This is a genomic window from Paraburkholderia tropica, from assembly GCF_914484835.1.
Classification (GTDB): domain Bacteria; phylum Pseudomonadota; class Gammaproteobacteria; order Burkholderiales; family Burkholderiaceae; genus Paraburkholderia; species Paraburkholderia tropica_A.
On sequence record NZ_CAJZAR010000039.1, the window covers coordinates 69,834 to 95,643 of the forward strand.

The window sequence follows — 25,810 nt, forward strand, 5'->3', positions numbered from 1 at the left end:
GGCGCGCGCTCAGATGGTTTTGATGGCGCGCGCCACGATCGCGAAACCGCCTGCATACGCCGCCGCGATGATCGCGAATCCGGCCGCCGTCGCGCGGCCCGAATCCGCGATGCTATGCAGGACCACCGACGCAATCGCCACGCCGATCAGCGAGCCGATCTGGCGGCTCGCGTTCAGCGACGCGGCGGCGAGATTGGCGTCCTCGGGCCGGGCGGCGTGCATGACGACGAGGTTCATCGCCGGGATCGCGTGGCCCGCGCCGAAGTTCGCGACGCCGATACAGACCGCGAGCGCCCAGTAAGGCAGCGCGTCGATGCCGAGCAGGGCGGCGCTGCCGAGCGTGGCGAGCGCGAGCCCGGCGAGCAGCGTGCCGCGCGGACCGACGCGCCGGCTCACGCGCGCCGAAGCGAGATTGCCGATGCCGAACATCGCCATCAGCGGGAAAAGCTGGAAGCCGGTCACGAGCGCGCTCGAACCGCGCTCCTGCTGGAGGTAGAGGCTGATCAGAAAGATCTCGGCGAGGATGCCGAAGTTGATCGCGAGGCCGAGCAGGCTGCCCGCAACGAAGCGCGGTTCGCCGAGCAGCGCGCGCGACAGAATGCGGTGGCGCGCGAAACGCTCGCGCAGCGCGAACGCGGCCGTGGCCGCGAGGGTCGTCAGCGCGCTCGCGACGATCGCGGGCGAGGTCCAGCCGAGACTCGGTCCCTGGATCAGCGTGAGGCTCAGCGCGCCGAGTGCGAGCGCGGCGAGCAGGTGGCCCGCGCCGTTGAGCGGCCCCGTATGGCGCGGCGAACGCGCCACGTAGCGCTGCGTGAGCCACAGGCCCGCGAGGCCCACCGGCAGGTTCACCCAGAAGATGCTGCGCCAGCCGATCGCATCGACGAGCACGCCGCCGACGCATGGACCGAGCGCCATCGCCGCCGACACCAGCGCGCCCCAGATGCCGATCATGCGCGTGCGCAGCGGGCCGGGCGCAAAGGCGAGCGTCAGCAGGCTCAGCGAACTCGGCATGAACAGCGCCGCGCCGCCGCCTTGCAGCAGCCGCGCGGCGATCAGCGCGGCGGGCGTGGTGGCGCTCGCGCACAGCGCCGAGGCCGCCACGAACAGCGCGAGACCGATCAGATAGAGGTTCTTCGAGCCGTAACGGTTCGCCAGTGCGCCGCCGAACAGCAGCAGCGCGGCGAAGCTGAGCGCGTAGGCGTCGACGACCCAGACGAGCGTCGTCAGCGAGATCGCGAGGCTCGTCTGCATCGCCTTGAGTGCGACGTTGACGATCGTGACGTCGAGCATCGCCATGACGAAGCCGCAGGCGAGCGCCACCATGATCGTCGCCGGGCGCGCGCCCGGAGGCGCGAGCGCCGCGCGGGATTCTGCCGTGTCGGCCGAGACCGGATTCACGCCGCTCTCCCGCCGAGATAAAGCCGCCGCATTTCGTCGCTGTCGAGCAGATCGGCCGCCGGCCCTTCGAGCGCGACGCGGCCCATCGTCAGCACGATGCCACGGTCGGAGATGCGCAGCGCCTCGATCGCATTCTGCTCGACCATCAGGACACCGATGTGTTCGGTGTCGCGCATGCGCACGATCGCGTCGAACACCTCATCGACCATTTTCGGCGACAGGCCCGCAGACGGTTCGTCGAGCAGCAGCATGGCGGGGCGCGGCATCAGCGCGCGCGCGAGCGAGACGATCTGGCGTTCGCCGCCCGAGAGCGCGGCGGCGGGCGAGCGGTAGCGCCGCCGCAGCACCGGATATTGCTCGCACAGTTCCTCGATACGCGCCTCGCGCGGAAACGACGACATCCCCTGGCCGCCGAGCATCAGGTTCTCGCGCACCGTGAGCGCGCCGAACACGTTGTCGGTCTGCGGCACGAAGCCGACGCCGTGCAGGCGGACCTTGCGATGCACGGGCTCGCGCGCGAGGTCGGCGCCCTGCAGTTTCACCGTGCCCGCGCGCGGCAGCAGAAAGCCCGCAATCGCCTTGAGCAGCGTGGACTTGCCGCAGCCGTTCGGACCGAGGATCGAAACGATCTCGACCGCGCCCACGTGCAGCGTCACGCCATGCAGAATGTCGACGCCCGGCGTGTATCCGGCGACGAGTCCATCGACTTCGATCATGAGGCCTCCAGGGAGCGGCGGCCGTGCGCGCGGCCGAGGTACGCGTCGAGCACGCGCCGGTTGCGCTCCAGTTCGGCGGGCTTGCAGTTGGCGATGGCCGCGCCGCGGTCGAGCACGACGCAGCGGTCGCAGAGCTCGCGGATGAAATGCATGTCGTGCTCGATCACCATCAGCGTGACGCCGAGCCGGTGAATGCGCCGCAGTTCCGCCACCAGTTCGCCGCGCAGATTCGGATGGACGCCCGCCGTCGGTTCGTCGAGCAGCAGCAGCTTCGGCTCGGTCATCATCGCGCAGGCGATGCCGAGCAGCTTCTTCTGGCCGCCCGAGATCGACGCGGCGGGCAGATGCGCGACCGCCGCGAGCTTCAGTTCGTCGAGCAAGGCTCTCGCGCGATCACGTGTTTTCTGTTCGAGCGCGCGCATCGCGGGGCCGCGCAGCAGCGCCGCGCCGATGCCGTGACGCTCCGACGACGCGGCCATCGTCAGTTCGAGCACCGACATGCGCGCGGGCATCGACGGCAACTGGAACGTGCGGCGGATGCCGAGCTGTGCGATGCGCTGCGGGGAAAACCGGTCGATGCGCTGGCCGTCGAAGCGGATCTCGCCGCTCGCGAGCGGCGCGAAACCCGTCACGGCGTTGAGCACCGTGCTCTTGCCGGAGCCGTTCGGCCCGAGCAGGCCGACGATCTCGCCGCTGCCGACCGTCAGCGCGAGCCCGGACAGCACGATATTGCCGCCGTAGTGAATGGCGATGCCGTCGAGTTCGAGAAGCGCGCTCATGGCTGGACCTCCAGACGTTCGGGCAGCAGCCCGCGTGGCCGCCATAGCAGACAGGCGAGCAGCATCAGCCCGACGAGGCCGAGCCGCACGGCGCCCGCGAGATCGCTGCCGACGCCGAACCAGTCCTTCAGGAAGGGCGCGAGCGAATAGACCGCCTGCACGAGCACGGCGCCGACCAGCACGCCCGCATTGCTGCCCAGGCCGCCGACCATCACGATGGTCCAGAGCGCGAAGGTCTCGGACGAGAGCATCGTGTCGGGGCCGACGTAGCTGATGTACCAGGTCAGCAGCGCGCCCGCGAGCGCGGCGGGCAGCGCGGCCGCGACGCTCGCGCGCGTCTTCAGTGAGAGCGGGTCGTAGCCGAAGCAGACGGCGAGCGCCGGTTCCTCGCGCATGACCTTCAGCGCGCGGCCGAAGCGGCTGCGCACGATGCGCCGGTAGGCCAGATAGACGAGCGCGAGGCAGCCGGCCGCGACCGCGAGAAACGCCAGATCGGCCCACGGCGCGGCGAGCCCGCCGAACAGCGGCGCGATGCCGCCGATGCCTTGCGCGCCGCCCGTGAGCCAACTCTCGTTGAGCGCGACGGTGCGCAGGATTTCGGCGACCGCGAGCGTCGCGATGCCCCAGTAGTCCGACGACAACATGCGGCCCAGCCGCGCGATGGCGACGGCCAGCACGCTGGCGGCCGCGAGCGCGAGCAGCAGGGCCGCGGGCAGCGGCCAGTCCAGTTGCGACGCGATCCCGGCCGCGTAGGCGCCGAGCCCGGCGAACGCGATGAAGCCGAAATTGACCATGCCCGCATAGCCCGCCTGGAGGTTGAGCCCGAGCGCCATCATCGCGGCGAGGCAGGCCGAGGTCAGCAGATGGATCAGGAAACTAGACACGCCGCACCTCCCGGTCGAAGATCCCGTACGGCCTGAACATCAGCGCGACCAGCAGGATCAGGAACGACACCGCGCTGACGTAGGTGACCGGAAACGCCAGCGAACCGTGGCCGGTCAGCGCGCCGAGATCGGTGTCGAGCATCACGGTTTCGGCGAGCGCGATCAGCAGCGCGCCCGCCGCCGCGCCGAGCGGATTGCCGAGGCCGCCGAGAATCGCCGCGGAAAACACGGGGATCAGCAGGTTGTTGCCGAGATTCACGTGCACGCTTTCCGTGAGCCCGAGCATCGTGCCGCCCAGCGCCGCGAGCACGCCGCTCGCGAACGTGATGATGTTCGTGACGCGTTGCGCGTCGATGCCGGTCGCGAGCGCGAGCGGGCGGTTCGAGGCGAGCGCGCGCATCGAGCGGCCGATATCCGTGCGATACAGCAGCACGGCGAACAGCAGCAAGGTCAGCGCGCCGCAGACGATTGAGTCGAGCTGTGCGTGCGAAACGGCGACCTCGCCGATCAGCAGCGGCGGCGTCAGATCCTGCGAATACTGGAGCGGACGCGAACCCGCGGTACCGAGCACGAGCGCGACCGCGATCAGCGAGACCGCAAGCGAGCCGATCATCGCGACCGCGCTGCCCGAGCGCAGCAGCCGGGCGAACACGAAGGCGTTGAGCAGCACCGCGAGCAGACCGACCAGGGCGCACGACGCGGTGGCGGCGAGCACGAACGGCAGACCGGCGCGCTCGAAACCGAGCGAGGCGAACGCGCCGAGCATCGCGTATTGCACGTGGGCGATGTTGGGAAAGCGGATCAGCGAGTAAAGCGTGGACAGTCCGATCGAAACGAGCAGCAAGTCGGACGTGCGGATCAGGACGTCGAGCAGGAACTGCAGCATGGCGTTCTCCGTGGAAGTCAGACGAGGACGCTCACTGGGCGACGACGGCCTGCTTGAAGACCACTTTCTCGTAGGGCTGGACCGCGCGCTGACCGTCACCGTCGAAGGCGATGTCGCCCGTCACGCCGTCGTAGCCTTTGCCGATCGCGGCCATCGCAGTGCGGATCTTCGCCGGGTCCGCCGAATGCGCGCTGTTGATCGCCGCCGCCGCGAGCATGGTGGCGTCGTAGGCGTAGCTGCCGAACGCGGAGCGCGGCGCTTCCTTGTAGGCGCTCTGGTAGGCGTCGGCGTAGGCTTTCGCGGTGCCGCCGAGGGCGCCCACTTCAAGACCGATCTGGCCTTGCGCGATCTGCGGCGGCGTATCGCTCGTGCACATCGTCAGATAGATGCCGTACCACGGCGTCTTGTTGAGCTGCATTTCGTACGCCTGACGATTGAGCGTCGCGGCTTCCTGGCCGTAGGCGCTGTAGACGTAGGCATCGGGCTTCGCGCGCGCCGCCTGCTCCAGTTCGCGGCGATAGGTCGACTGGCCCTCTGTATAGAGCACCTGTGAGACCACCGTGCCGCCGAGCGCCTCGAAGCGCTTCTTGAACTCGCCCGCAAGACCCTGACCATAGCCGTTGTTCGGCGCGATGAAGGCCACCCGGTGCAGGTTGCGCGCGTAGACGTCCTGCGCGGCGAAACGCGCCGAAAGATCGTCCAGGCCGATCACGCTGAACGAGCCCGCGCCGATCTTGCGCACCTGCTGGCTCGACGAGCCGATATTGACGTGCACCTCGCCTTGCCGCACGAGGAACTGGCCGATCGGAATCGTCACCGACGACGAGAATTCTCCGAGCACGACCGGCACGTGATCGACCGTGGCCAGCTTGCGCGTGGCGTCGAGCGCGGTGTTCGCCGTGCCGCCCGAATCCTCGACCCGCACTTTGAGCTTCTGCCCGAGCACGCCGCCTTGCGCATTGATCTTCGCGACCGCCAGTTCGATGCCGCGCCGCTGGTCCTCGCCGATCGACGCGCTCGATCCGCTCAACGGCAACACGGCGCCGAGCTCGACGTCCGCCCACGCAGTCGACACGCACAGCTGCGCCGCGACGGCGGCCCCGACACTCCAGCGAAACAGGCTCATCGTGGTTCTCCTTTTGCAGTTCTTTGTTGGGTTTTCAGATGGGTTTTTGGTGCGGTTTGAACGATATCGATATACAAAAGTGTCTACAGAATTCCTGAAAAAAAATAGTTGTGCGAGAAATTTTTAGGCATTTCTTCGGTGCACGAATCGTGCGCTGTGAAACGCGCTGCTGTTTCGATAAATTCCCTTAAAAAGCGCATGTTCTCGCATTTATTGGGCTTGCGTCCGCACCGTTTTGGACGGTCTTGCACGTGCTTGGCGCGAGGCCGTTTTTTATTGAAAATGTGTATACACTTCTGAATAAGCGATGCTAGGATCGGCTCCAACATACCTGCCTAACGGAGGCGTCTGGATGGAAATCAAGCGATATGAAACCGGCGAGCGGATGAGTCAGATGGTGGTCGCAGGCGGGCTCGTTTTCATCGCGGGACAGGTGGCCGACGATACGTCGCTCGACGTCGCCGGCCAGACCCGCCAGATTCTCGACAAGCTCGACCGTCTGCTCGAAATCGCGGGCGGCGACAAACGCCAGATCGTCTCCGCGAACATCTGGCTCGCGGACCATCGCAGCTTCGCCGAGATGAACAGCGTCTGGGATGCGTGGGTGCCGAAGGGCCATGCGCCTGCGCGAGCCTGTGTCGAATCGAAGCTCGCGTTCGAGCAGTACACGGTCGAGATCGGCGCGATCGCCGCCATCGCAGAGTCGACGTCCACGGCTGGCTGACCCCGGAGAACGCGCATGAAAACCATCGTGCTCGGTGGCGGAATCGTCGGCGTGACCACGGCCTACTTTCTGGCGAAGGCCGGCGACGAAGTCGTGGTGCTCGATCGCCGCGACGGCGTCGCGCTCGAAACCAGTTTCGCGAACGCCGGCCTGATCGCGCCGGGGCATTCGTACACGTGGGCGTCGCCGCGCGCGCCGAAGATCCTGCTCAAGTCGCTGTTCATGGAAGGGCAGGCGCTGCGGCTCAAGCCGAAGGCCGACTGGCGCATGTGGGCGTGGTGCTGGCTGTTCCTGCAAAACTGCACCGCCGAACGTTCGCGCCGCAATACCTCGATCAAGGTGCGCCTGTGCCGCTACGCGCAGCAGCAGCTTCAGCAGGCCACGCGCGACGAAGGGCTGGCCTATGACCGCATCAGCGGCGGGCTGCTCTATCTGTATCGCGATCCTGCATCGTTCGAGCGCGGCGTGGCCAATATGTCGATTCTTTCGGACAGCGGCCTGCCGCTCGAAACGCTCGACCGCCAGGCCACGATTGCGCGCGAGCCCGCGCTCAAAAGCGGCGGCGACGATATCGCGGGCGCGATCTATTGCCCGAGCGACGAGAGCGGCGACGCGCATCTGTTCACGCGCGCACTGGAACAGCGTTGCCGCGAGCTGGGCGTCGATTTTCGCTTCGGCACCGCGATCGAGGGCATCCGCGCGTCAGGCGACGGCATCGACTATGTGCAGACGTCGGCGGGGCGGCTCAACGCCGACCGTTACGTGCTCGCGCTCGGCTCGTACTCGCCGTTGCTCGCGCGCGACCTCGGTTATCGCTTGCCGATCTATCCGGTCAAGGGCTATTCGGTCACGCTGCCGGTCGACGATTCGCACGATGCGCCGATGCTCGGCGGCGTCGAAGAGAATCAGCTGGTCGCGTGGGCGCGTTTCGGGCAGCGTCTGCGCCTCACGGCCACGGCCGAGTTCTGCGGCTACGACACGGCGCATGCGCCCGCCGACTTCTCGCACATGCTCGCGACCGCGCGCGCCTTGTTCCCGAATGGCGCCGATTATGCGCGGCCGTCGTACTGGGCCGGCTTGCGCCCGATGACGCCGGAGGGCACGCCGCTGATCGGCGCGACGCGCCATCGCAATCTGTTTCTGAACACGGGCCACGGACATATGGGCTGGACCATGTCGTGCGGCACCGCGAAAATCCTCGCCGACGTCATGAACGGCCGGCAACCCGAGATCGACATCACAGGGATGACACTACAGTGAGCGAACTTCTAACGAACCGCATCGAGCCCGCTGTCGATGCCCCGGGTGACGACGCGTATACGCGCTTCGACTTCGCGCTCGACGACGGCATTTCTTCGCGCGCGGCGATCGGCCTCGTCGTGCTCGCCACCGATCACACGATCGAATACGAATGGCGCAGCCTGCTCGCGCTGCCGGGCGTGGCGTTCTACGAAAGCCGCGTCGAGAATTCGGCGGAGATTACGCCGGCCACGCTGCGCGAGATGGACGACCGCATCGCGCCGGGCGTGGCGCTGATCCGGCCCGGCGAGCATCTCGACGTGGTGGCGTTCGGCTGCACCTCGGCGTCGATGGTGCTCGGCGAGGAGCGCGTGTTCGAGCGGATCCGCGAGGCGCGTCCGGACATCGCGTGCACGACGCCGATCACGGCGGCGCGCGTGGCGCTCGATGCACTGGGCGCGCGCGGCGTCGCGCTGCTCACGCCGTACGAGCGTCCGATTAACGAGGCGATGGCGCGTTATCTGCGCGAGCGTGGCGTCGATATCGTGCGGATGGGCTCGTTCGAGCATCGCGACGACAACGAAGTCGCGCGCATCGACCGCGCCTCGCTGGAGCGCGCCGTGACCGAACTGGCGAGCGATCCGGCCGTCGACGCGGTGTTCGTGTCGTGCACGAGCCTGCGTCTCGCCGCAGCGATCGCCGATCTCGAAGCGAAGCTCGACAAGCCGATTCTGTCGAGCAATCATGCGCTGGCGTGGCACGCATTGCGGCTCGCGGGCGTGGACGATTCGATGCCGCAATTCGGGCGCTTGTTTACCGTTTGACGCGCGGCTGAACGCGCCATTTAACGCGTCATTCAACGTGCGATCCCGCGCAGGTTTCAACGCACGCTTTCACGCGCGGCAACACAGGCAGGGTAGGCGATAATGTGCAGTCACAGATCGATTCAGGAGACGAGATGGCAGCGAATTCCGTGATGACGCGGAACGTGCGTCCCGGTTTGCGCGACTCCGCCGCGCCCAGGCGCACGGGCATGACGGTGAACGATATTTACGAGCAGTTGAAGCAGATGGCGGTGCTCTACGAGATCCGGCCGGGCGAGCGCGTCAACGAACTGGAACTGGCGGAGCGGCTCGACGTGAGCCGCACGCCGATCCGCGAGGCGCTCAACCGGCTGGTGGCGGAAAACCTGTTGGCCTTCGTGCCGAATCGCGGTTTCTTCATCCGCGAACTCGACGGCAAGGACGTGTTCGATCTGTTCGAGCTGCGCTGCTCGATCGAATCGACGGCGGTCATGCTCGCTTGCGAGCGCGCGTCGGACAACGATATCAAGGGGCTGCGCCGCTTCTGGAAGCAGGTGATGAAAAGCGCGGAGCGGATGCCGTCCGACGAACTCGTGGTGAAGGACGAGGAATTCCATCTGGAACTGGCCGCGATGTCGGGCAACGGCGAGATCGGGCGTGTTTTGCAGGGCATCAACGCGCGAATTCATTACGTGCGTTGGGTCGATGTCGATCAGCGCCGCAACGAAGCGTTCACCGAGCATTTGCAGATTCTCGACGCGCTGGCCGAACGCGATACCGCGCGCTGCATGGCGTTGACCGACACGCATATTCGCTGGCGCATGGAGGAAATCACGCGCGTCGTGCACGCGAGCGTGGTCAAGCTGTACGCAAAATAACGGGTGCGCCTGGCCTGATCGGCCCGACGCGTTCGAACGAGACAGCGGCAATCAAAAGGAGGAACCGGCCGTGCGCGATCCGCGCGGTCCGATCGTCACTTTTGCGAAGAGGCGTCGTCATGAAACATGGCACGTTGATTACGCTGTACAAACCGGACGCGGGGCAGGCCGAGCATCTGCTGCGTTTGCCCGCGCTGAGCCCCGAGGTGGTCGCGGTCGATAATTCTCCGCAGGCGGACGCCGTGCTGCATGCGCGTCTCGCGGCGCACGGCGTGAGCGTGATCTCTAATCACAATCGCGGCGGCATTGCGGGCGCATTCAACGCGGGCCTCGAATTCCTGATTGGACGCGGCTGCGATGTGTTCTTCATCTTCGATCAGGATTCGACGGTGCCGGACGATTATTTCGACCGGATGCTGATCGGCTGCGCCTCGCTGGGCGAGCCGCGTTTTCTCGTCGGTCCGCGCATCTTCAACCTCAATGTGCGGCGCGATCTGCCGCTGTTCACCGTGCGGCGCTGGTCGGCACGGATCGCGCCGATCCGCGACGGCGCGCACGGGCTGCTGCCGTGCTCGGTGATCATCTCGTCGGGCACCGCGATTTCGCTCGCAGCCTACCGCGCGCTCGGACGTTTTCGCGAAGACTTCTTCATCGACCACGTCGACGCCGAGTACTGCATGCGCGCCCAGGCGCATGGCGTGCCCGTGTGCGTCAACGCCGATGTCTCGCTGCCGCACGAGCTTGGCAAGGCAACGCCGGGACAGCACTGGCCGCGCGTCGATATCTTCGATCAGAGCGCCTTGCGGCACTACTATGCGGCGCGCAACTGCATTCTCGTCGCGCGCGATTACTGGCACAGCTATCCGGCGCTGTTGCTGATCAATCTGATCACGCTGAAACATCTCGCGTTCGTGCTGCTGCACGCACGGCAAAAGCGCATGAAACTCCAGGCCATTCTGTGCGGTATCGGCGACGGCCTGCGCGGCAAATGCGGCCGCGTCTGAATTCGCGGCGATCCAGTCCGATTCCTTTGTTTGAACCCCAAGCACGATACGGGAATCGGTTGTTCAGTAGGTAATCCTAACTTAATGCGGAAGGGAAACGAGATGAATGGAACGAGGCCGATCAAGCGTCGCTATACGGGTGCCTACTCCGTGGCGCCGACCATTTTCACCGAGACGGGCGCGCTCGATCTCGAAGGGCAGAAGCGTTGCGTCGATTTCATTATCGATGCGGGCGCGGACGGCCTGTGCATCCTCGCGAATTATTCGGAACAGTTTTCGCTGACCGACGACGAACGCGCGCTGCTGACTTCCACGATACTCGATCACGTGGCCGGACGCGTGCCGGTGATCGTAACGACCACGCACTTCAGCCCGACGATTTGCGCGGCGCGCAGCCGCGCGGCCCAGGCCGGCGGCGCGGCGATGGTGATGATCATGCCGCCTTATCACGGCGCGACGATCCGCTGCAACGAGGCCGCGATCGAGCGCTTCTTCACCGAGGTGTCCGAGGCTATCGAGATTCCGATCATGTATCAGGACGCGCCGATGAGCGGCACGTCGGTCTCGGCGGCGTTCCTCGCGCGGCTCGCGCGCGAGGTCCGCAACCTGTCGTACTTCAAGATCGAAGTGCCGCAATCGGCGGCGAAATTGCGCGAATTGATCGAACTGGGCGGCGATGCGATCGAGGGTCCGTGGGACGGCGAAGAGGCGATCACGCTGATGGCCGACCTCGATGCGGGCGCGACCGGCAGCGTGCTCGGCGGCGGCTACCCGGATGGTCTGCAACCGATATTGAAGTCGTATCTGGCGGGGGATCGCGACGAAGCGATGGCGGGCTACGCGCGCTGGCTGCCGCTCATCAACTACGAAAACCGCCAGTGCGGGCTGATCGCCTGCAAGGCGCTGATGAAGGAGGGCGGCGTGATCGCGTCGGACGCGGTGCGCCGCCCGCTTGTGCCGCTCCATCCGGGCACGCGGGCCGGGCTGATCGAGATCGCGCGGCGGCTGGACGCCCAGGTGCTGCGCTGGGCGCATTGAAGCGGCGTTCGTGAAATGCGCATGGCGCGAGCCACGCCTCGATCTGCGTGAACTCGCGCCCTGCGTGCGTGACGATCAGTCTGCGCCGTCGCGCCAGGCGTCGATGCGGCCGCTGTCGAGACCGAACTGATCGAGCGCGCGGCTCACCGAATGATCGACCATTTCTTCGAGGCTCGCGGGCTTCGCGTAGAAGGCCGGAACCGGCGGAAATACCGTGGCGCCCGCTTCGGTCAGCGTCGTGAGGTTGCGCAGATGAATCAGGTTCAACGGCGTTTCGCGCACCATCATCACGAGCGGCAAGCGCTCCTTGAGCACGACGTCGGCGGCTCGTGTGAGCAGCGTGCTCGTCACGCCCGACGCAATCTCGCCGACCGTGCGCATCGAGCACGGCGCGATCAGCATGCCGAGCGTGCGAAACGAACCCGAGGCCACCGACGCGCCCACATCGGCGATCGGGTGCACGTGATCGGCGAGCGCGTGAACCTCGTCGCGCGACAGCGGCGACTCGTATTCGCGCGTGAGTTCGGCGGCGCGCGACATCACGAGATGCGTTTCGACTTTCATCTCGCGCAGCAGACGCAGGGCGCGCTCGGCGTAGACGAAACCCGTCGCGCCGGTAACGCCGACGATCAGCCGCCGGTGGCCGTGACGCGCGCGATGAGGCGAACGCTCACGCATCGCCGTGCGCATCGGCAAACAGTTCGGGCGCGAACGGACGCGGATCGACGTCCATGAACTTCGCGCGTTCGAACTCGCCGCGCAGATGGAACGGCGCGGTGCAGTCGAACACGGTCTTGCAGGTCACGCCGCGCGCGGGCAGCGCCGGGTTGAAGTCGGGCGTCTGCGACGGATCGAGCACATGGCCGTTCACCTTCGGCAGGAACATCGTCGACAGGTCGCCCTGGAAGCGCGTGGTCATCGCCCACATCACGTCTTCGGTGTCGAAGGGATCGACGTCGGTGTCGACGAGAATCACGTGTTTGAGTTCGGAGTACACGCCGAGCGCGATGATCGCGGCCTGACGCGCGCGGCCGTCGTCGAACGCCGATTGCTTGTTCACCTGGAGCACGGCGAGCAACTTGCCGCCGCCGGCCGTGTGGGCGTAGACCTGCTTGACGAAGCCCGGCATCGCCGCTTCGACTGCGTTGTAGATGCTCGCCTCGGTCGGAATGCCCGCGAGACTCGTGTGCTCCTCGCCGGGCCCGACGAGCGTTTGCATGATCGCGCCGTGACGCATCGTCACCGCCTTGACCTTGATGACGGGCAGCGAGGGATTCGCGGGGCCGTTATAGCCCGGAAACTCCGGCATCGCGTGACCCGTGTTCGTGTTCTGATCCTCGACGACGCGCACGTTCGGCAGAATCTCGCCCTCGATAACGATCTCGGCACGCGCGATGGACTTCTGCGCGACGCTCACGCATTCGACCAGTTCGACCGGCTTGCCGCGCAGGCCGCCCGCGATCGAAAGTTCGTCGAAACCCAGCGGCGTGGTCGGCGCCTCGAAGCACGCGCCGATATGGATGGCCGGGTCGAGGCCCATGTTGATCGAGACCGGCAGCGGTTCGCCGCGCGCTTCGGCCTTCTGGCGGAACGTGTCGATATGGCGGCCCGGCGCGAAGAAGATCGAGAGTTCGTCGCGGCCCTGCACGCAGAGACGGTGGATCGTGACGTCGGCGTGACCGGTATCGGGATCGCTGCCGAGCACGAGGCCGAGGCACAGGAACGGGCCGGCATCGCTTTCGGTATTCGTGGGCGCGGGGATCAGCTTGCGCAGATCGAAATCGGCGTCGCTCGCGAGATGCACGACCTGCTGGCACGGCGCCTGGTCGCGCGGCACGGTGGTCGGCGCGATCGCGTTGTGCACGGCGTCGGCCATGCGTTGCGTGAGGCGGCGCGGTTCGGCATCGAGCAGCAGGCCGACGCGCTTGCGGCTCGCCATCAGGCCGACCAGCACGCGGCTCTGCGGATAACCCTTGACGGCGTTGAACATCATCGCGGGTCCGAGACGCGTCGGACGCTCGACGGTGCCGCCCGCGCCGATGCGCTTGTAGACGCCAGCCAGTTCGGCGTGCGGGTCGACTTCGCGATCGGTTTCGATCAGTTGCCCCGGCGTCGCCGCGAGGCGCGCAAGCGCGGAGCGCAGATCTTCGACGGGCGCGGTGGCGTTCGGTTCGATGGTGGAGGGGCGGGGGGATTCGATTCGTTGATTCATGGCATGGCTCTCTTTTAACGGCTGACCCGCTGACGCTGGTACGGCGAGCGTGCGTCATCGCTGGGACAGGCTCTATTTGACCCCCTGAAGTAGATTGAATCAATCAATCAAAACCGGCGATTTTGATAAGATAATCTTATTTTTAAACGGGGCGGCCATGGACTTCCGTTACTTCCGCACCTTCGTGATCGCGGCCGAGGAACTGCATTTCGGGCGCACCGCCGAGCGCCTCGGCATCGCTCAACCGGCGGTCACGCAGCAGATGAAAGTGCTCGAAACGCAGCTCGGTTTCAAGGTGTTTCAGCGCGTGCGTCGCGGCATCGAACTCACGGCGGCGGGCGCGGTTTTCCTCGATTACGCGCGTCAGGCGCTCGCGCAGGCGGAAACCGCCGTGCTGGCGGGGCGGCGCGCGAGCCGCGGCGAACTGGGCAAGCTGTGTATCGCGTACGCCAACTCGGTGGCGCTGGAGCCGGAGTTGCCTGCGCTGCTCAAGCGTTTTGCGCAGGAGCGGCCGGACGTCGAACTCGAACTGCGCGGCATTCCGGTTCAGGCGCAGATGAACGCGCTGACCGACGAGCGCATCGACGTGGCCTTTCTGCGTTCGCCGCCGGGGCCGCTGCCGATCTCGATCCGCATCACGCCGTTCTCGCGCACGCCGCTCGATCTCGTGCTCGCGCACGATCATCGCTGCGCGAAACGGCGGCGCATGGCGTTGCGCGATGTCGGCGACGATCGCCTGATCGTGGTCGACGATCCGCCCGGCGTGGGCGTCGGTCATCGGGTGCAGGAGTTGTGTCTGGAAGCCGGTTTCGTGCCGAAGAACGTGCTGCGCACCACCGATTCGTTGGGTGTGCTGAGTTTTGCGGCGGCCGGTCTGGGCGTGGGCGTGGTGCCGCGCACGCTCGCGCGTTTTCAGGTGGAAGGCGCGGTGTTCAAGCCGCTCGAAATGGCGAACGGCTACAGCGAAGTGGTGATCGCGACGCGCATGTACGATCGGTCTGCGGGGACGCGCGCGTTGCTCGATATGGTGGGGAAGGCGTGAGGCGGGCCTGAGCCGCCTCTAGCTCGCCTCTAGCGATTCACAGGCCGCGCCGGCGCGCCGCCGCTGAAAAACAGCCGCACGCCGAGCGCGATCATCACCACGCCGGTAAAGCGCTCCTGCCAGGCAATCAATCTGGGGTAGCGGCGCAGCCACTCGCCGACGGTGCCCGAGGCGAACGCAACGCCACCGAGCGAAACGATCCCGGTCAGCTTCTGGATCGAACCGAGGATCAGGAACTGCGACCACAGCGGGCCGCGCGCCGGATCGACGAATTGCGGCAGAAACGCGAACATGAACAGCAGCGACTTCGGGTTCGTCAGGCTGTTGAGCGCGCCTTGCCGAACCGCCTTCCAGTCGGACACGGGCGCTTCGCCTTTCGTCCGCGTGTGGCCGGACGCGCTGGCCGCCAGCATTTTCACGCCCAGCCAGATCAGATAGACGGCACCCGCCCAGCGCAGCACGTTCAAGGCGGTCGGGTAGGTGTGGATCAGCGTCGCGAGCCCGAGTACGAGCATCGATACCTGAACGATTCCCGCGACGAACACCATGCCGACGACCGTGAACAGCGCGGTGCGTCGGCCCTGGCCGACCCCGCGCGCCAGGACCAGCATCATATCGGGGCCAGGTGACAGTTCGAACAGGCAGAGCGCGGCGAGAAAGGTCAGGAAGGTGGCAGCAGTGGGCATCGCAGGGCGGCGGTTGAAGGTGGCGGCGGTAACGGAAGTCGAGCGCGATATTTTACAAACTTCGACAAGCCGATCGCGTGGCGTCGGCTTTGCTCCCGGCTTTGCGCTCGATTCCGTGTGCTCATTGTGCTCATTGCGCGCTGCTTCGACTGCGCGCCAATCCCGGCTTGACGGGCGCCTCGCCGCCTTATCGGGCAACTCCCCATTTGCATCCGTGAAAATGTCGTGCTAATTTTTCATGAAAATAGTGACGTAAAATTTCACGGATTCCGCCATGTTCGTCGAATCGACCCAGCATGTTGAGAGCTACTACGCCCGCACCTGGCCCGGCGCATTGCCCGCGCGGCCGGCGCTGGAAGGCGAGCACGATGTGGATGTCGCGGTCGTCGGGGCCGGGTTCAGCGGGCTGCATACGGCGCTGCGGCTCGCGCTGGCGGGCAAGCGCGTGGCGGTCGTGGAGGCGAGCCGCGTCGCGTGGGCGGCGTCCGGGCGCAACGGCGGCCAGGCGCTGCTCGGCTGGTCGTGCGATATGGGACCGCTCGAACAGGCGATCGGCGTCGAGGGCGCGCGCGAACTGTGGGACAGCATGCGCTGGGCGGCGCGCGAAGTGCGCGAACTGCCCGCGCGTCATGGTTTCGATATCGACTACCGGCCGGGCAGTTTGTGGACCGCCGTGAAACGCGGGCGCGTCGGCCTGCTCGAAGAGGCGCGCGACGAAGCCGCGCGCAAGTGGGGCTACGACGCGCTGCGCGTGATTCACGAAGCGGAGATGCCCGGGTGGGTGGGCAGCCGCCGCTATCGCGCGGCGCTTTACGATCCCGAGGCCGGGCATCTGAATCCGCTCAAGCTCGCGCTCGGCCTCGCGGCGGCCATCGAGCGCGCGGGCGGACGCATTTTCGAGCAGACGCGCGTGCGCGAGTGGCGCGAAACGCCCGCGGGTTTCGTCGTCGCGACGCCGCATGGCACGCTCTGCGCGGACACGCTCGTGCTCGCCTGCAATGCTTATATCGACCGCCTCGACCGCGATCTCGCGCGCCGCGTGCTGCCCGTCGGCACGTATCAGATCGCGACGCAGCCGCTCGATCCGGCGCTCGCGCAGTCGCTGCTGCCGCGCAATAGTTGCGTGATCGACAACCAGTTCGTGCCCGACTACTTCCGGCTGAGTCCCGATCATCGCCTTCTGTTCGGCGGCGCGTGTTCCTATCTCGGCGGCATTCCGAAGGACATCCGCGCGGCGATCCGGCCGAGCCTCGAACGCGCGTTTCCGCAATTGCGCGGCGCGACGCTGGACTACGCGTGGGGCGGCCATATCGACATCAGCATCCGGCGCACGCCCGATGTCGGTCACGCGCGCGGGCGATACTGGCTGCAAGGTTTTTCGGGGCACGGCGTGCTGCCGACGCTGGCCGCCGCGCGCGCCGTCAGCGACGCGATCCTCGGCGACACGCGCTTGCTCTCGCATTACGAGGGCATTCATAATCCGCGCTTTCCGGGCGGCGACGCGCTCGCCGCGCCGCTGGAGGCGCTCGGCAAGCTCTGGTATCGATTGCGCGACGTCGTTTAGCGACCCGGCCCCGCTCCGACCGAATCGAACGCACATGGACAAACAGGAAGAAATCGAAGGTCTCGCGATCCTGATTCGCGATCTGCGCAAGCACAAGAAGGTGACGCTGTCCGACCTCGCGAGCCGGATCGGCCGCTCGGTGGGCTTTCTCTCGCAGGTCGAGCGCGGCCTGTCGCGGCCCACGGTGGCGGATCTCACCGCCATCGGCGAGGCGCTGCAGACGCCCACCACGTACTTCTACAGCGTGAGCAAGCCGCGCGCGCTGCCGTGGGTCACGCGGCCCAGCGAGCGGCGCACGCTGTATTACGGCGGCGGCATCACCGACGTGCTGGTGTCGCCGACGATGTCGTCGGGCTTTTCGATGCTGGAGAGCCTGCTGGAGCCGGGCGCGACGAGCGGCGAGCGTCCCGTCGACGACAGCGACGAGCAGGGCGGCTTCGTGCTCGAAGGCGAGTTGACGATCTGGGTCGACGGCGAACACGACGCGGTCACTTTGCGCACCGGCGACAGCTTCCAGTTGCCGTCGCGCTGCCGTTTCAGCTACGCGAACCGCTCGGAACAGAACGCGCGCGTGCTCTGGGTGTTCGCGTAGTTTGACGTTTGCAGACGCGCGTCTGAACGGCGCGCATCGTCGCACGCGCATTGATGATTTTACGGAATCCGAATTAAAAGCAAGCAAGACGTCCGACTTCTCGCGAAACGAAACGCGACACAAAAGGAAATCGAAGTGATTGCCAATGCAAACGCCTACGCCAACACCAGCGCCAACTCACACGAAAGCGACCTGCTGGGCGAAGTCCGCGCCTTTCGCGCCGCGCATCCCGACGTGCGTTACGTCGATCTGATCTGCCTCGATCTTCCAGGGCATTTCTACGGCAAGCGCTATCCGATCGACATGCTCGAAAAGGTGGCCGCGGGCGCGATGCTCAAGCTGCCGCAGAACTGCATCCTGCTCGGCGCGCAAGGCGGCGTCTATCCGATCGGCGATTATTGCTTTCGCGACGGCGACCCCGACGCGCCGCGCCGTCTCGTGCCCGGCACGCTCAAGCGCGTGCGCTGGGAACAGCAGCCGCTCGCGCAGATGCTCATCACCTCGGACGGCACGGCGGCGCCCATCGGCTTCGAACCGCGCGAAGTGCTCGCGCGCGTGCTCGAACGTTTCCGGCGGCGCGGACTGAAGCCGGTGGTCGCGTTCGAACTGGAGTTCTATCTGTTCGATGCGAAGCTCAGCGAGGGCGTGCCGCGTCACGCGCGCGATCCGCTCGGCGGCGACGAGGACGATCAGCCGAACATGCATATCGAGCGCCTTTCGCGGTTCGCGCCGGTGCTGCACGAGATGGTCGACGCGGCGCGCGAGCAGGGCGTGGACGCGACCGTCATCACGGCGGAACTCGGGCCGGGCCAGTTCGAGATCAACTTCGGTCATTGCGACGACGCGCTGCGCGCCGCCGACTGGTCGGCGCTTTTTTGCCGTAGCACGCGCGGCGTGGCCACGAAGCACGGTTATCGCGCGAGCTTCATGTCGAAGCCGTGGCTCGACGCGCCGGGCAGCGGCATGCACGTGCACGTAAGTCTCTACGACGAGGCGGGCCGCAACGCGCTCGCGGCGGACGGCCGGCGCGAACTGCGTCACGCGGTGGCCGGCTGCCTCGCGCTGCTGCCGCATTGCATGCCGGTGTTCGCGCCCAATCACAACGCATTTCGCCGCTACGGCGCGATGGTCAACGCGGCGAGCCGGGCGAGCTGGGGCTTCGAGGATCGCGACGCGTGCATCCGCATTCCGGAGTCCGACGAGGCGAATCTGCGCATCGAACACCGTCTCGCGGGCGCCGACGCCAACCCGTATCTGGTGCTCGCCGCGATCCTCGCGGGCATCGAACATGGCCTCGACGCGCAGCGCGAACCCATTGCGCCGCTCAACGAAAACCGCGCCAGCGGCGTCGATTTTCCGGGCGACATGCTCGCGGCGGTGGCCGCCATGCGCACGCATTCGGGCGTGCGCGAAGGGCTCGGCGAGGACTTTACGATGGTCTTTTGCGAAAATAAACGTCAAGACCATCTCGATTTCATGAACGCCATCCACGCACGCGAATATCGGTGGTTTTTGTGAAAATAAGCGAAATAGATACAAAATAAGCGAGAAAATCGCTCTGCACGAATCGTTCCAGTTTGTGACAAGGCGGTGTAAGCCCCGTGTGCCGGAGGTTTCGATATGCAACGCGATTTGCCTGTTTCGCCCTTGTGCGGTAGGGTATGCAGGTTTTCTCAACTCAACACAGGAAGCAGATGAACAAACAGGAACTCATTGACGCAGTCGCCGCAAGCACGGGCGAGACCAAGGCAGCCACGGGAGCCGCAATCGACGCGATCCTCGAAGTGGTCACCAAGGCGGTCACGTCGGGCGATTCCGTGCAGCTCGTCGGCTTCGGTTCGTTCTCGACCGGCCAACGTGCCGCTCGCGTCGGCCGTAACCCGGCCACGGGCGCGGAAATCCAGATCGCTGCGGCGAAGACGGTGAAGTTCACGGCTGGCAAGGCCTTCAAGGACGCCGTCAACGCGTCGTGATGTCGTCTGCCGCCGGCTGACCGTTCCGCAAGGTCCGGTTAGCCGCGTCGTCGAACCGGGCGGGCGCGGGCGGTAACACACCGCCCGCCTCCGCCGCGTGGCACGCCTTCGGGCGGCAACGCATCTCAAGCCGGGAGCAGGGCGCGTCGCGCCTTGCTCCCGGTGTGCATTTCTGGCGCGGGTTTTGCGCTGCGCTTTTTCGTTGCGTTTTTGCGTTGCGCTTTATTACGCAGCGCGCGTGACATCACGGCATCACGCGTCGACGTCGCGCGTTTTGCGCCACTGTTTTACGTTCCCGCTTTACGTTCCAGTTTTACATTCCATTACGCCTCGCCCTTGCCCGCCGAAGCGCGCAAATCCCCATTCGCCGCGCCATTGCGGTGCAGTTCATAACGGTGGCGCTTGGCCTCGTACATTGCGGCGTCGGCTTCGCGCAGCATCGCCTCCACACTCTCGCCTTCCTCGCAACTGGCCCAGCCGAGTGAAAAGCTCAGACGCGGCCCGCCATAAAACTGGTTGTTCAATTCAACGAGTTTCGTGATGCTGTCCGCGACGATTTCCGCGTCGCGCACGTCCGCGCCCGGCATCAGCACGGCGAATTCGTCGCCGCCGATGCGCGCCGCGTGATAGGGCTTCTGGATCGCCTTCGCGAGCACTTCGCCCGCGCGGCGCAGCAGCGCGTCGCCGGCCGCGTGGCCGAGCTGATCGTTGACGGTCTTCAGATTGTCCATGTCGACGACGATCGCGCTGACCGGGAACGGCCCCTTGCGCTGCAGACGGTTCAGTTCGTCGACATAGAACGAGCGATTCTTGAGCTTCGTGAGCACGTCGTGCTTGCCGAGGAATTCGAGGTAAGCCTCGGCTTTTTTGCGCGCGGTGATGTCGGTGAGCGCGAGCAGCACGAGATCCCACTTTTCCTCGTGGCCGGGAAACACCGAGAATTGCAGATGCACGTTCAGTTCGCTGCCGTCGAGCGCGTAATTGACGACCTCGCGCTGCTGAAACAGGCGGCCTTCCCAGAGGTCGAGCAGCTGCTCGCGGAAATGCGGCCGCATCTCGTCGCGGAACACATCGGGCAGGCGCGCGAGCAGAGTGGCCTTGTCGGGCGCGCGATACATGCCGAGCGTGTAGTGATTCACGTCGATCACCTGAATCTCGCTCATGCAGCGCTCGACGAACTCGGGATGCACGTCGGTGAACGTGCGGAAATCGACAATGCCCTGCATGCGCGCTTCTTCGAGCAGCTCGCGGATCGCCGAAAAATTCTCGACCCACAGCGACACCGGCGAGTGCTCGAAAATGCCCTGCGCGTAGAGCTGGCTCGCGGCCGCACGCTGACGCGCGTCCTCCAGCGCGGAGACGTCCTCGATCGCCACGAGCACGCGGCTCCAGTCGTCCTCGTGGCCGGGCAGGATCACGCCGCTCAGCAGAATGTCCATGCGCCGCCCGCCGAGCGTGTAGTTCACGCTCTTGCTCTGGAAGCGCGTTTCGCCGGCCCACATCCGTTCGAGTTCGCCGACGTGCGCCTGGAACATGTCGTCGCGCAGCACGTCGGCGAGGCGCGCGGTGAGCTCCTCGTGACTGATCGCGCCGTAGAGCTTGAGCGTGTGCTGGTTCACCTTCAGCACGCGGATGCACGCCGAGCATTCGGCGACGCGGCGCGGATCTTCCAGCAGCCAGGCGCGAATATCGACGACGCCCGCCGCCCGCCAGCGCTCGAACAGCGCACGCAGCTGGCTATAGTCCTCGAGCCACAGCGAAGTGGGCGTGACGTCGAAGAAGTCGAGCAGGTCGACGCCCATATTGGCAAAGCTGGCGGCGGTGGCCGGGGTGCCTTGTTGCATGTCGGTGCGGTGTGGTGGCGAGGTTGGGGCGCGCGCGGTCCGGCGCGCAGCGGCTGGGCGCGGCGGCGGGTGCCAGGCGCGCGCTATCCCGCATCCTACCCGAATACGGGCCGCATGAAACTGCGTTCATAACTCACGATGCAGCGGGTCTCGTTGGCGTACTGAAAGGCCGCCTGGCAGTCGGGATCGTCCATCGAACGCGCGCGGTAGGTTTCGTAGGCGGCCAGGCTCGGGAACGAGAACAGCGCGAGCGCGATGTTGTTCGCGCCTTCGGACGGCAGAAAGTAGCCGTGATGCTGGCCGCCAAAACGCTCGACGAGCGGAATCCACATTTTGGCGTAGGCCTCGAATTCGGCCAGACGGTAAGGGTCGATGACGTAACGCAGGCTGCAGGTGATCATGACGGCGGTCCTTGTTGGCGTGTGGCGTGGCGCGCAGGGAGCGTATCGTTGCGCGCGCCTCCTGTGACGGATGGGCACGATTGTAGCGATCCCGGACGCTGGCTCAATAACCGTTTGATACCTGTCAACGTCCTCTTTTCGTCGGGCTCTAAAGTCAAAAAGTGTAAAGACAACGGCCGCAACGCTAGAGGAGGGATGCGCGATGTATGAACGGATTCTGGTCGCCTATGACGGTAGCGCGACGTCGCGCGCGGCGCTGACGCATGCGATCCGGCTCGCCGATATCTGCGGGGCGGAGCTGCGCGTGCTGCATGTGCTCGACGCCACATCGCCGTTCGGGCTGGGCGCGAGCTACGTGCCCGCCGATCTGCTGGATGCCTGGCGCGGTGACGCGCGGCGCTTGCTGAAGGACGCTGATGAACAGGCGCGGATCGCGGGCGTGGCGTGCGAGACCGATCTGATGCAGCTTGCGAGCCTGAACGACGACATCGCGAGCGGCGTCGCGCGCGATGCGGCGGCGTGTGGTGCGCGGCTCGTCGTGATCGGTACGCACGGGCGGCGCGGGATGCGCCGCGCGTTGCTCGGCAGCGTGGCCGAGCGGGTCGCGCGTCAGGCGCCGTGTCCGGTGCTGCTGGTGCGCGTCGGGGACGAGCCAGCCGATGCGCCTGGCGAATCGAACGGTGAATCGACCGAATCTGGCGGCTAGCCGGGTTCGATCCCGCGTTCGAGTTCGAAGCCTTCGTCCAGCCATCCGGTGATGCCGCCGATCATCACCTTCGCCGGGCGGCCGAGCCGCGCGAGACGGATCGCGCCGCGCGTCGCGCCGTTGCAGTGCGGGCCCGCGCAATACGTCACGAACAGCGTATCGGGCGCATACGCGTCGAGCTTCGAGGCGACGATCTTGCCGTGCGGCAGATTCACCGCGCCGGGCACATGCCCCTCGGCAAAGAGCGCCGGGCCGCGCACGTCGAGCAGCACGAAATCGGGCGGGCGGCTGCGATCGGCGAGCGTGGCGTGTACGTCCCAGCAATCGGTCTCGAAGGCCAGCGAGGCGCCGAAATGCGCCAGCGCGTCCGCGCTCGCGGCGGCGGGAATTTCGCTGACGAAGGAGGACGGCTGCGAAGAAAGCTGCGTCTGAACAGTCATGGTTGCGCTCCGTATTCGAGTGTCGATGCGAGGCATTGTCGCGTGCGAAGCGACTGTGCCGACAGTGGCGCGATCGTCATTTTCCGGTAACATCGCGCCATGTCCGAACCGGCTCCTCAATCCGCTCCTCACCTCGTCGTCGCGCTCGCGTACGACCGGCTTTGCACCTTCGAATTCGGCTGCGTGACCGAGTTGTTCGCGCTCGAACGGCCCGAACTCGACGTCGCGTGGTATCGCTTCGCGGTGTGCGCGGCGGAGCGCGGACCATTGCGCGCGGCGGGTGGCGTGACCGTGTCGGCGCCTTATACGCTGGCGATGCTCGATCGCGCGCAGACCATCGTGATTCCGGGCTGGCGCGACGCCGACGAGCGTCCGCCCGAGGCGCTGCTGCGCAAGCTGCGCGCCGCTTACGCGCGCGGCGCGCGTCTGTGCTCGATCTGTTCGGGCGTGTTCGTGCTGGCGGCGGCGGGCGTGCTCGACGGCAAGCGCGTCACGACGCACTGGCGTTACGCGGACAAGTTGCAGCAGCGCTATCCGCAGCTTCAGGTCGAAGCCGATGCGCTCTATATCGACGAAGGGCAGGTGCTGACCTCGGCGGGATCGGCGGCGGGCATCGACATGCTGCTGCACCTCGTGCGCCGCGACCACGGCGGCGCGGTCGCCAACCGCGTCGCGCAGCGGCTCGTCGTGCCGCCGCATCGCGAGGGCGGACAGGCGCAGTTCGTGCCGCGTCCGATGCCGCGCGCCGAGAGCAGTCCGCTCGCGCGGCTGATGGACTGGGTGCGCGCGAATCCGCGGCTCGAACATAGCGTGGCGTCGCTGGCGGCGCGCGCGGCGATGAGCCCGCGCACGCTGCAACGTCAATTTCTCGACGCGACCGGCATGGGGCCATACGAATGGGTCGTGCGCGAGCGCGTGAGCGTCGCGCGCGATCTGCTCGAAGCGCGGCCGACGCTGAGCATGGAGCGCGTGGCCGAACTCGCGGGCTTCGGCTCGGAAGAATCGCTGCGGCGGCATTTCCGGCGCATCGCGCTCACGAGTCCGGCGGCGTATCGCGAGCAGTTCGCACGCGGCGCGCGGCGTCGCTCAGCTGGGTAATCAGCATTCCAAAGTAATCCGACCAGAAGACGCCAACGCTCGCTCGCGCTTGCGCTGCCTGTTTCGTCTGTTCCGCGTTTCTCCATTCCGCCCAGCCCGACGCTTTGGCCGCAACGCCCAGCGCCGTGAAAACGGCGCGCGCGCCTGCCCGTCACCGTCTGCGGGACACGGCGTCCGCCGCTTCGCCCATTCATCCGATCAATAAAATTAGCTTTGGGCGAATTGATTTGGTATTGACAAACAAATTGGGCCGCTCCTATGATGGCCCCACAGTCTCCACCTCGCATCGCGCGCGTCTCGCCGAACGGGGTGGGGCGACTGTGAACCGCCACGGCGCGTCAGACGCCGGCGACCGAAAGCCCGCCGCGCGGGATTCGCCACAATGTTTGGAGACAGGCTCATGCCTCAATCGATCATCACGGACCGCGCGTCCGAGCGTCCGCTCGCGCCCGCCGCCCACGCTTCGGGCGCGGCCAGCGCCAGCGACGACCTGCTGTTCCGCAAGGTCGCGTGGCGCGTCATCCCGTTTCTGTTCGTCTGCTATGTCGTGTCGTTTCTCGACCGCATCAACATCGGCTTCGCGCAGTTGCAGATGAAGCACGACCTCGGTTTCAGCGATGCGATGTACGGGCTCGGCGCGGCAATCTTCTATATCGGCTACGTGCTCTGCGAGGTGCCGAGCAACATGCTGCTCGCGCGGTTCGGCGCGCGCCGCACCTTCATGCGCATCATGCTGCTGTGGGGGATCGCCTCGACCTGCATGATGTTCGTGCACACGCCCACGCATTTCTACGCGCTGCGCTTTCTGCTCGGCGTGTTCGAGGCGGGCTTCTTTCCGGGCATCGTGCTCTATCTGACCTACTGGTTTGCGCCGCGCCGGCGGGCGGCCGTGTTCTCGATCTTCTTCGCGGGCGTCGCGGTGGCGGGCGTGCTGGGCGGGCTCGTCTCGGGCTGGATCATGCGCGACATGGGCGGCGTGCTCGGACTCGAAGGCTGGCGCTGGATGTTCGCCATCGAAGGGCTGCCCGCCGTGCTACTCGGTTTGCTGGCGGCGTTCTGGCTCGTCGACGGTCCCGAGCAGGCGCGCTGGCTCAGCGACGCGGAAAAGTCCCAACTGATCGCGCAACGCGATGACGCGCACGCTGCATCGGCGCACGCGTCGCATTCCTCGCACGATTCGCGCTCGTTCGGGGCCGCGCTGCGCAATCCGCGCGTCTATCTGTTCGCGTTCATCTACTTCTCGCTGACCTGCGCGTCGCTGACGCTCAACTTCTGGATGCCGCTGATGATCCGCGACTTCGGCGTGCACGACGTGCTGGCGATCAGCCTCTACACCGTGATTCCGAATGCGGTGGGCGCGGTGGGCCTGATGCTGATCGCACGGCGCTCGGACCGGCGCGGCGAGCGGCGCTGGCACTTCGCGGCCTGCACGGTCGGCGGCGGCCTCGCGCTCTCGCTGCTCACGCTGCATCTGGCGAGCTTCGCGGCGATGATGGCGATACTGTCGATCGCCGCCGTGCTGATCTTCGCCGCGCTGCCGATCTTCTGGTCCGTGCCGCCCGCGTATCTCTCGGGCAAGGCCGCGGCGGCGGGAATCGCGCTGATCAGCAGTATCGGCATTACGAGCGGCATCGTGAGCCCGTGGGCCATCGGCCTGATCAAGACGCACACGGGCAGCATGGACAACGCGCTCTACGTGCTGGCGGCGTTGCTCGTGACGAGCGGCGCGGCGCTGCTGATCGGCGTGCCCGCGCCGCGCAAGGCGCGTTGAGCGGCG

General features: G+C 66.3%; 26 protein-coding genes. 14 read left to right on the forward strand and 12 right to left on the reverse strand.

The window, feature by feature from the left end; all coding sequences use genetic code 11:
- Nucleotides 1-9: 9 nt before the first annotated feature.
- Genes LDO54_RS10425 through LDO54_RS10450 form a run of 6 tightly spaced genes read right to left on the reverse strand, consistent with a single transcriptional unit; the run spans nt 10 to nt 5,789 of the window.
- Nucleotides 10-1,398 carry an MFS transporter gene (locus LDO54_RS10425; protein ID WP_224009906.1) on the reverse strand — a complete coding sequence of 463 codons (1,389 nt, stop codon included), beginning with the start codon at nt 1,396-1,398 and terminating at the stop codon, nt 10-12.
- The gene (locus tag LDO54_RS10430) at nt 1,395-2,114 is read right to left on the reverse strand and encodes an ABC transporter ATP-binding protein (protein WP_224009907.1); all 720 of its coding nucleotides are present in this window, start codon (nt 2,112-2,114) and stop codon (nt 1,395-1,397) included. Before LDO54_RS10430 ends, LDO54_RS10425 begins: the two co-directional genes overlap by 4 nt.
- Entirely contained in the window at nt 2,111-2,893 is a 783-nt protein-coding gene (locus LDO54_RS10435) for an ABC transporter ATP-binding protein (RefSeq protein ID WP_224009909.1), read from the reverse strand. The genes LDO54_RS10430 and LDO54_RS10435 overlap by 4 nt, the downstream gene beginning before the upstream one ends.
- A complete protein-coding gene (locus tag LDO54_RS10440; RefSeq protein WP_224009911.1) occupies nt 2,890-3,777 on the reverse strand; it encodes a branched-chain amino acid ABC transporter permease in 888 nt (295 codons plus the stop codon). The genes LDO54_RS10435 and LDO54_RS10440 overlap by 4 nt, the downstream gene beginning before the upstream one ends.
- Entirely contained in the window at nt 3,770-4,663 is an 894-nt protein-coding gene (locus tag LDO54_RS10445; RefSeq protein ID WP_224009913.1) for a branched-chain amino acid ABC transporter permease, read from the reverse strand. Before LDO54_RS10445 ends, LDO54_RS10440 begins: the two co-directional genes overlap by 8 nt.
- Before the next feature lie 31 nt (nt 4,664-4,694).
- Nucleotides 4,695-5,789 (reverse strand): ABC transporter substrate-binding protein, encoded by a 1,095-nt coding sequence (locus LDO54_RS10450; protein ID WP_224009915.1) that lies wholly within the window; start codon nt 5,787-5,789, stop codon nt 4,695-4,697.
- 352 nt (nt 5,790-6,141) lie between these two features.
- Between LDO54_RS10450 and LDO54_RS10455 the strand changes: the two genes are divergently transcribed.
- The 6 genes from LDO54_RS10455 (at nt 6,142) to LDO54_RS10480 (ending at nt 11,475) form a co-directional block, all read left to right on the forward strand.
- Nucleotides 6,142-6,513: a RidA family protein gene (locus tag LDO54_RS10455; protein WP_224009917.1), complete on the forward strand. Its 372-nt coding sequence runs from the start codon at nt 6,142-6,144 to the stop codon at nt 6,511-6,513.
- 15 nt (nt 6,514-6,528) lie between these two features.
- Entirely contained in the window at nt 6,529-7,773 is a 1,245-nt protein-coding gene (locus LDO54_RS10460; protein WP_224009919.1) for a D-amino acid dehydrogenase, read from the forward strand.
- Entirely contained in the window at nt 7,770-8,576 is an 807-nt protein-coding gene (locus LDO54_RS10465) for a maleate cis-trans isomerase family protein (RefSeq protein WP_224009921.1), read from the forward strand. The genes LDO54_RS10460 and LDO54_RS10465 overlap by 4 nt, the downstream gene beginning before the upstream one ends.
- Before the next feature lie 134 nt (nt 8,577-8,710).
- Nucleotides 8,711-9,433 (forward strand): GntR family transcriptional regulator, encoded by a 723-nt coding sequence (locus tag LDO54_RS10470; protein WP_224009923.1) that lies wholly within the window; start codon nt 8,711-8,713, stop codon nt 9,431-9,433.
- Nucleotides 9,434-9,552: 119 nt separating this feature from the next.
- A complete protein-coding gene (locus LDO54_RS10475) occupies nt 9,553-10,437 on the forward strand; it encodes a glycosyltransferase family 2 protein (protein ID WP_224009924.1) in 885 nt (294 codons plus the stop codon).
- A gap of 102 nt (nt 10,438-10,539) precedes the next feature.
- On the forward strand, nt 10,540-11,475 hold the full coding sequence (locus LDO54_RS10480; RefSeq protein WP_224009926.1) for a dihydrodipicolinate synthase family protein: 936 nt from the start codon (nt 10,540-10,542) through the stop codon (nt 11,473-11,475).
- Between the two features lie 75 nt (nt 11,476-11,550).
- Here LDO54_RS10480 and LDO54_RS10485 read toward each other — a convergent pair whose 3' ends face one another.
- Nucleotides 11,551-12,153: a UbiX family flavin prenyltransferase gene (locus LDO54_RS10485; RefSeq protein ID WP_224009928.1), complete on the reverse strand. Its 603-nt coding sequence runs from the start codon at nt 12,151-12,153 to the stop codon at nt 11,551-11,553.
- Nucleotides 12,146-13,687 (reverse strand): UbiD family decarboxylase, encoded by a 1,542-nt coding sequence (locus LDO54_RS10490; RefSeq protein WP_224009930.1) that lies wholly within the window; start codon nt 13,685-13,687, stop codon nt 12,146-12,148. The genes LDO54_RS10485 and LDO54_RS10490 overlap by 8 nt, the downstream gene beginning before the upstream one ends.
- A gap of 157 nt (nt 13,688-13,844) precedes the next feature.
- Between LDO54_RS10490 and LDO54_RS10495 the strand changes: the two genes are divergently transcribed.
- On the forward strand, nt 13,845-14,729 hold the full coding sequence (locus tag LDO54_RS10495) for a LysR family transcriptional regulator (RefSeq protein ID WP_224009931.1): 885 nt from the start codon (nt 13,845-13,847) through the stop codon (nt 14,727-14,729).
- Nucleotides 14,730-14,758: 29 nt separating this feature from the next.
- Here the strand turns inward: LDO54_RS10495 and LDO54_RS10500 are convergent, their stop codons facing one another.
- Entirely contained in the window at nt 14,759-15,613 is an 855-nt protein-coding gene (locus tag LDO54_RS10500; protein WP_224009934.1) for a LysE family translocator, read from the reverse strand.
- Nucleotides 15,614-15,689: 76 nt separating this feature from the next.
- On the opposite strand from LDO54_RS10500, the gene LDO54_RS10505 reads away from it, so the two are divergent.
- The 4 genes from LDO54_RS10505 (at nt 15,690) to LDO54_RS10520 (ending at nt 19,544) form a co-directional block, all read left to right on the forward strand.
- Nucleotides 15,690-16,979 (forward strand): NAD(P)/FAD-dependent oxidoreductase, encoded by a 1,290-nt coding sequence (locus tag LDO54_RS10505; RefSeq protein WP_224009936.1) that lies wholly within the window; start codon nt 15,690-15,692, stop codon nt 16,977-16,979.
- Nucleotides 16,980-17,013: 34 nt separating this feature from the next.
- On the forward strand, nt 17,014-17,571 hold the full coding sequence (locus LDO54_RS10510) for a helix-turn-helix domain-containing protein (protein WP_224009938.1): 558 nt from the start codon (nt 17,014-17,016) through the stop codon (nt 17,569-17,571).
- 138 nt (nt 17,572-17,709) lie between these two features.
- On the forward strand, nt 17,710-19,089 hold the full coding sequence (locus LDO54_RS10515; RefSeq protein WP_224010127.1) for a glutamine synthetase family protein: 1,380 nt from the start codon (nt 17,710-17,712) through the stop codon (nt 19,087-19,089).
- 143 nt (nt 19,090-19,232) lie between these two features.
- Nucleotides 19,233-19,544: an HU family DNA-binding protein gene (locus LDO54_RS10520; RefSeq protein WP_161495561.1), complete on the forward strand. Its 312-nt coding sequence runs from the start codon at nt 19,233-19,235 to the stop codon at nt 19,542-19,544.
- Nucleotides 19,545-19,867: 323 nt separating this feature from the next.
- Here the strand turns inward: LDO54_RS10520 and LDO54_RS10525 are convergent, their stop codons facing one another.
- Both LDO54_RS10525 and LDO54_RS10530 read right to left on the reverse strand, forming a co-directional pair.
- Nucleotides 19,868-21,388 (reverse strand): diguanylate cyclase domain-containing protein, encoded by a 1,521-nt coding sequence (locus LDO54_RS10525; RefSeq protein ID WP_436975545.1) that lies wholly within the window; start codon nt 21,386-21,388, stop codon nt 19,868-19,870.
- A gap of 95 nt (nt 21,389-21,483) precedes the next feature.
- Nucleotides 21,484-21,789: an NIPSNAP family protein gene (locus LDO54_RS10530; protein ID WP_224009940.1), complete on the reverse strand. Its 306-nt coding sequence runs from the start codon at nt 21,787-21,789 to the stop codon at nt 21,484-21,486.
- Between the two features lie 202 nt (nt 21,790-21,991).
- On the opposite strand from LDO54_RS10530, the gene LDO54_RS10535 reads away from it, so the two are divergent.
- Nucleotides 21,992-22,495 (forward strand): universal stress protein, encoded by a 504-nt coding sequence (locus tag LDO54_RS10535; RefSeq protein ID WP_224009942.1) that lies wholly within the window; start codon nt 21,992-21,994, stop codon nt 22,493-22,495.
- Here LDO54_RS10535 and LDO54_RS10540 read toward each other — a convergent pair.
- The gene (locus LDO54_RS10540; protein ID WP_224009943.1) at nt 22,492-22,935 is read right to left on the reverse strand and encodes a rhodanese-like domain-containing protein; all 444 of its coding nucleotides are present in this window, start codon (nt 22,933-22,935) and stop codon (nt 22,492-22,494) included. The two genes, LDO54_RS10535 and LDO54_RS10540, sit on opposite strands and share 4 nt — an antisense overlap.
- A gap of 99 nt (nt 22,936-23,034) precedes the next feature.
- Between LDO54_RS10540 and ftrA the strand changes: the two genes are divergently transcribed.
- Nucleotides 23,035-24,033 (forward strand): transcriptional regulator FtrA, encoded by a 999-nt coding sequence (gene ftrA / locus LDO54_RS10545; protein WP_224009945.1) that lies wholly within the window; start codon nt 23,035-23,037, stop codon nt 24,031-24,033.
- 400 nt (nt 24,034-24,433) lie between these two features.
- On the forward strand, nt 24,434-25,804 hold the full coding sequence (locus LDO54_RS10550) for an MFS transporter (RefSeq protein ID WP_224009947.1): 1,371 nt from the start codon (nt 24,434-24,436) through the stop codon (nt 25,802-25,804).
- Nucleotides 25,805-25,810 lie beyond the last annotated feature (6 nt).

Excerpts from the sequence above, each read along its gene's own strand:
- LDO54_RS10475 (WP_224009924.1), top strand. The coding sequence starts at position 9,553 with ATGAAACATGGCACGTTGATTACGCTGTACAAACCGGACGCGGGGCAG.
- LDO54_RS10510 (WP_224009938.1), top strand. The coding sequence starts at position 17,014 with ATGGACAAACAGGAAGAAATCGAAGGTCTCGCGATCCTGATTCGCGAT.
- LDO54_RS10480 (WP_224009926.1), top strand. The coding sequence starts at position 10,540 with ATGAATGGAACGAGGCCGATCAAGCGTCGCTATACGGGTGCCTACTCC.
- LDO54_RS10435 (WP_224009909.1), bottom strand. The coding sequence starts at position 2,893 with ATGAGCGCGCTTCTCGAACTCGACGGCATCGCCATTCACTACGGCGGC.
- ftrA (WP_224009945.1), top strand. The coding sequence starts at position 23,035 with ATGTCCGAACCGGCTCCTCAATCCGCTCCTCACCTCGTCGTCGCGCTC.
- LDO54_RS10540 (WP_224009943.1), bottom strand. The coding sequence starts at position 22,935 with ATGACTGTTCAGACGCAGCTTTCTTCGCAGCCGTCCTCCTTCGTCAGC.
- LDO54_RS10535 (WP_224009942.1), top strand. The coding sequence starts at position 21,992 with ATGTATGAACGGATTCTGGTCGCCTATGACGGTAGCGCGACGTCGCGC.
- LDO54_RS10460 (WP_224009919.1), top strand. The coding sequence starts at position 6,529 with ATGAAAACCATCGTGCTCGGTGGCGGAATCGTCGGCGTGACCACGGCC.
- LDO54_RS10490 (WP_224009930.1), bottom strand. The coding sequence starts at position 13,687 with ATGAATCAACGAATCGAATCCCCCCGCCCCTCCACCATCGAACCGAAC.
- LDO54_RS10530 (WP_224009940.1), bottom strand. The coding sequence starts at position 21,789 with ATGATCACCTGCAGCCTGCGTTACGTCATCGACCCTTACCGTCTGGCC.
- LDO54_RS10495 (WP_224009931.1), top strand. The coding sequence starts at position 13,845 with ATGGACTTCCGTTACTTCCGCACCTTCGTGATCGCGGCCGAGGAACTG.
- LDO54_RS10430 (WP_224009907.1), bottom strand. The coding sequence starts at position 2,114 with ATGATCGAAGTCGATGGACTCGTCGCCGGATACACGCCGGGCGTCGAC.
- LDO54_RS10505 (WP_224009936.1), top strand. The coding sequence starts at position 15,690 with ATGTTCGTCGAATCGACCCAGCATGTTGAGAGCTACTACGCCCGCACC.
- LDO54_RS10550 (WP_224009947.1), top strand. The coding sequence starts at position 24,434 with ATGCCTCAATCGATCATCACGGACCGCGCGTCCGAGCGTCCGCTCGCG.
- LDO54_RS10520 (WP_161495561.1), top strand. The coding sequence starts at position 19,233 with ATGCAGGTTTTCTCAACTCAACACAGGAAGCAGATGAACAAACAGGAA.
- LDO54_RS10450 (WP_224009915.1), bottom strand. The coding sequence starts at position 5,789 with ATGAGCCTGTTTCGCTGGAGTGTCGGGGCCGCCGTCGCGGCGCAGCTG.
- LDO54_RS10485 (WP_224009928.1), bottom strand. The coding sequence starts at position 12,153 with ATGCGTGAGCGTTCGCCTCATCGCGCGCGTCACGGCCACCGGCGGCTG.
- LDO54_RS10455 (WP_224009917.1), top strand. The coding sequence starts at position 6,142 with ATGGAAATCAAGCGATATGAAACCGGCGAGCGGATGAGTCAGATGGTG.
- LDO54_RS10445 (WP_224009913.1), bottom strand. The coding sequence starts at position 4,663 with ATGCTGCAGTTCCTGCTCGACGTCCTGATCCGCACGTCCGACTTGCTG.
- LDO54_RS10470 (WP_224009923.1), top strand. The coding sequence starts at position 8,711 with ATGGCAGCGAATTCCGTGATGACGCGGAACGTGCGTCCCGGTTTGCGC.
- LDO54_RS10525 (WP_436975545.1), bottom strand. The coding sequence starts at position 21,388 with ATGCAACAAGGCACCCCGGCCACCGCCGCCAGCTTTGCCAATATGGGC.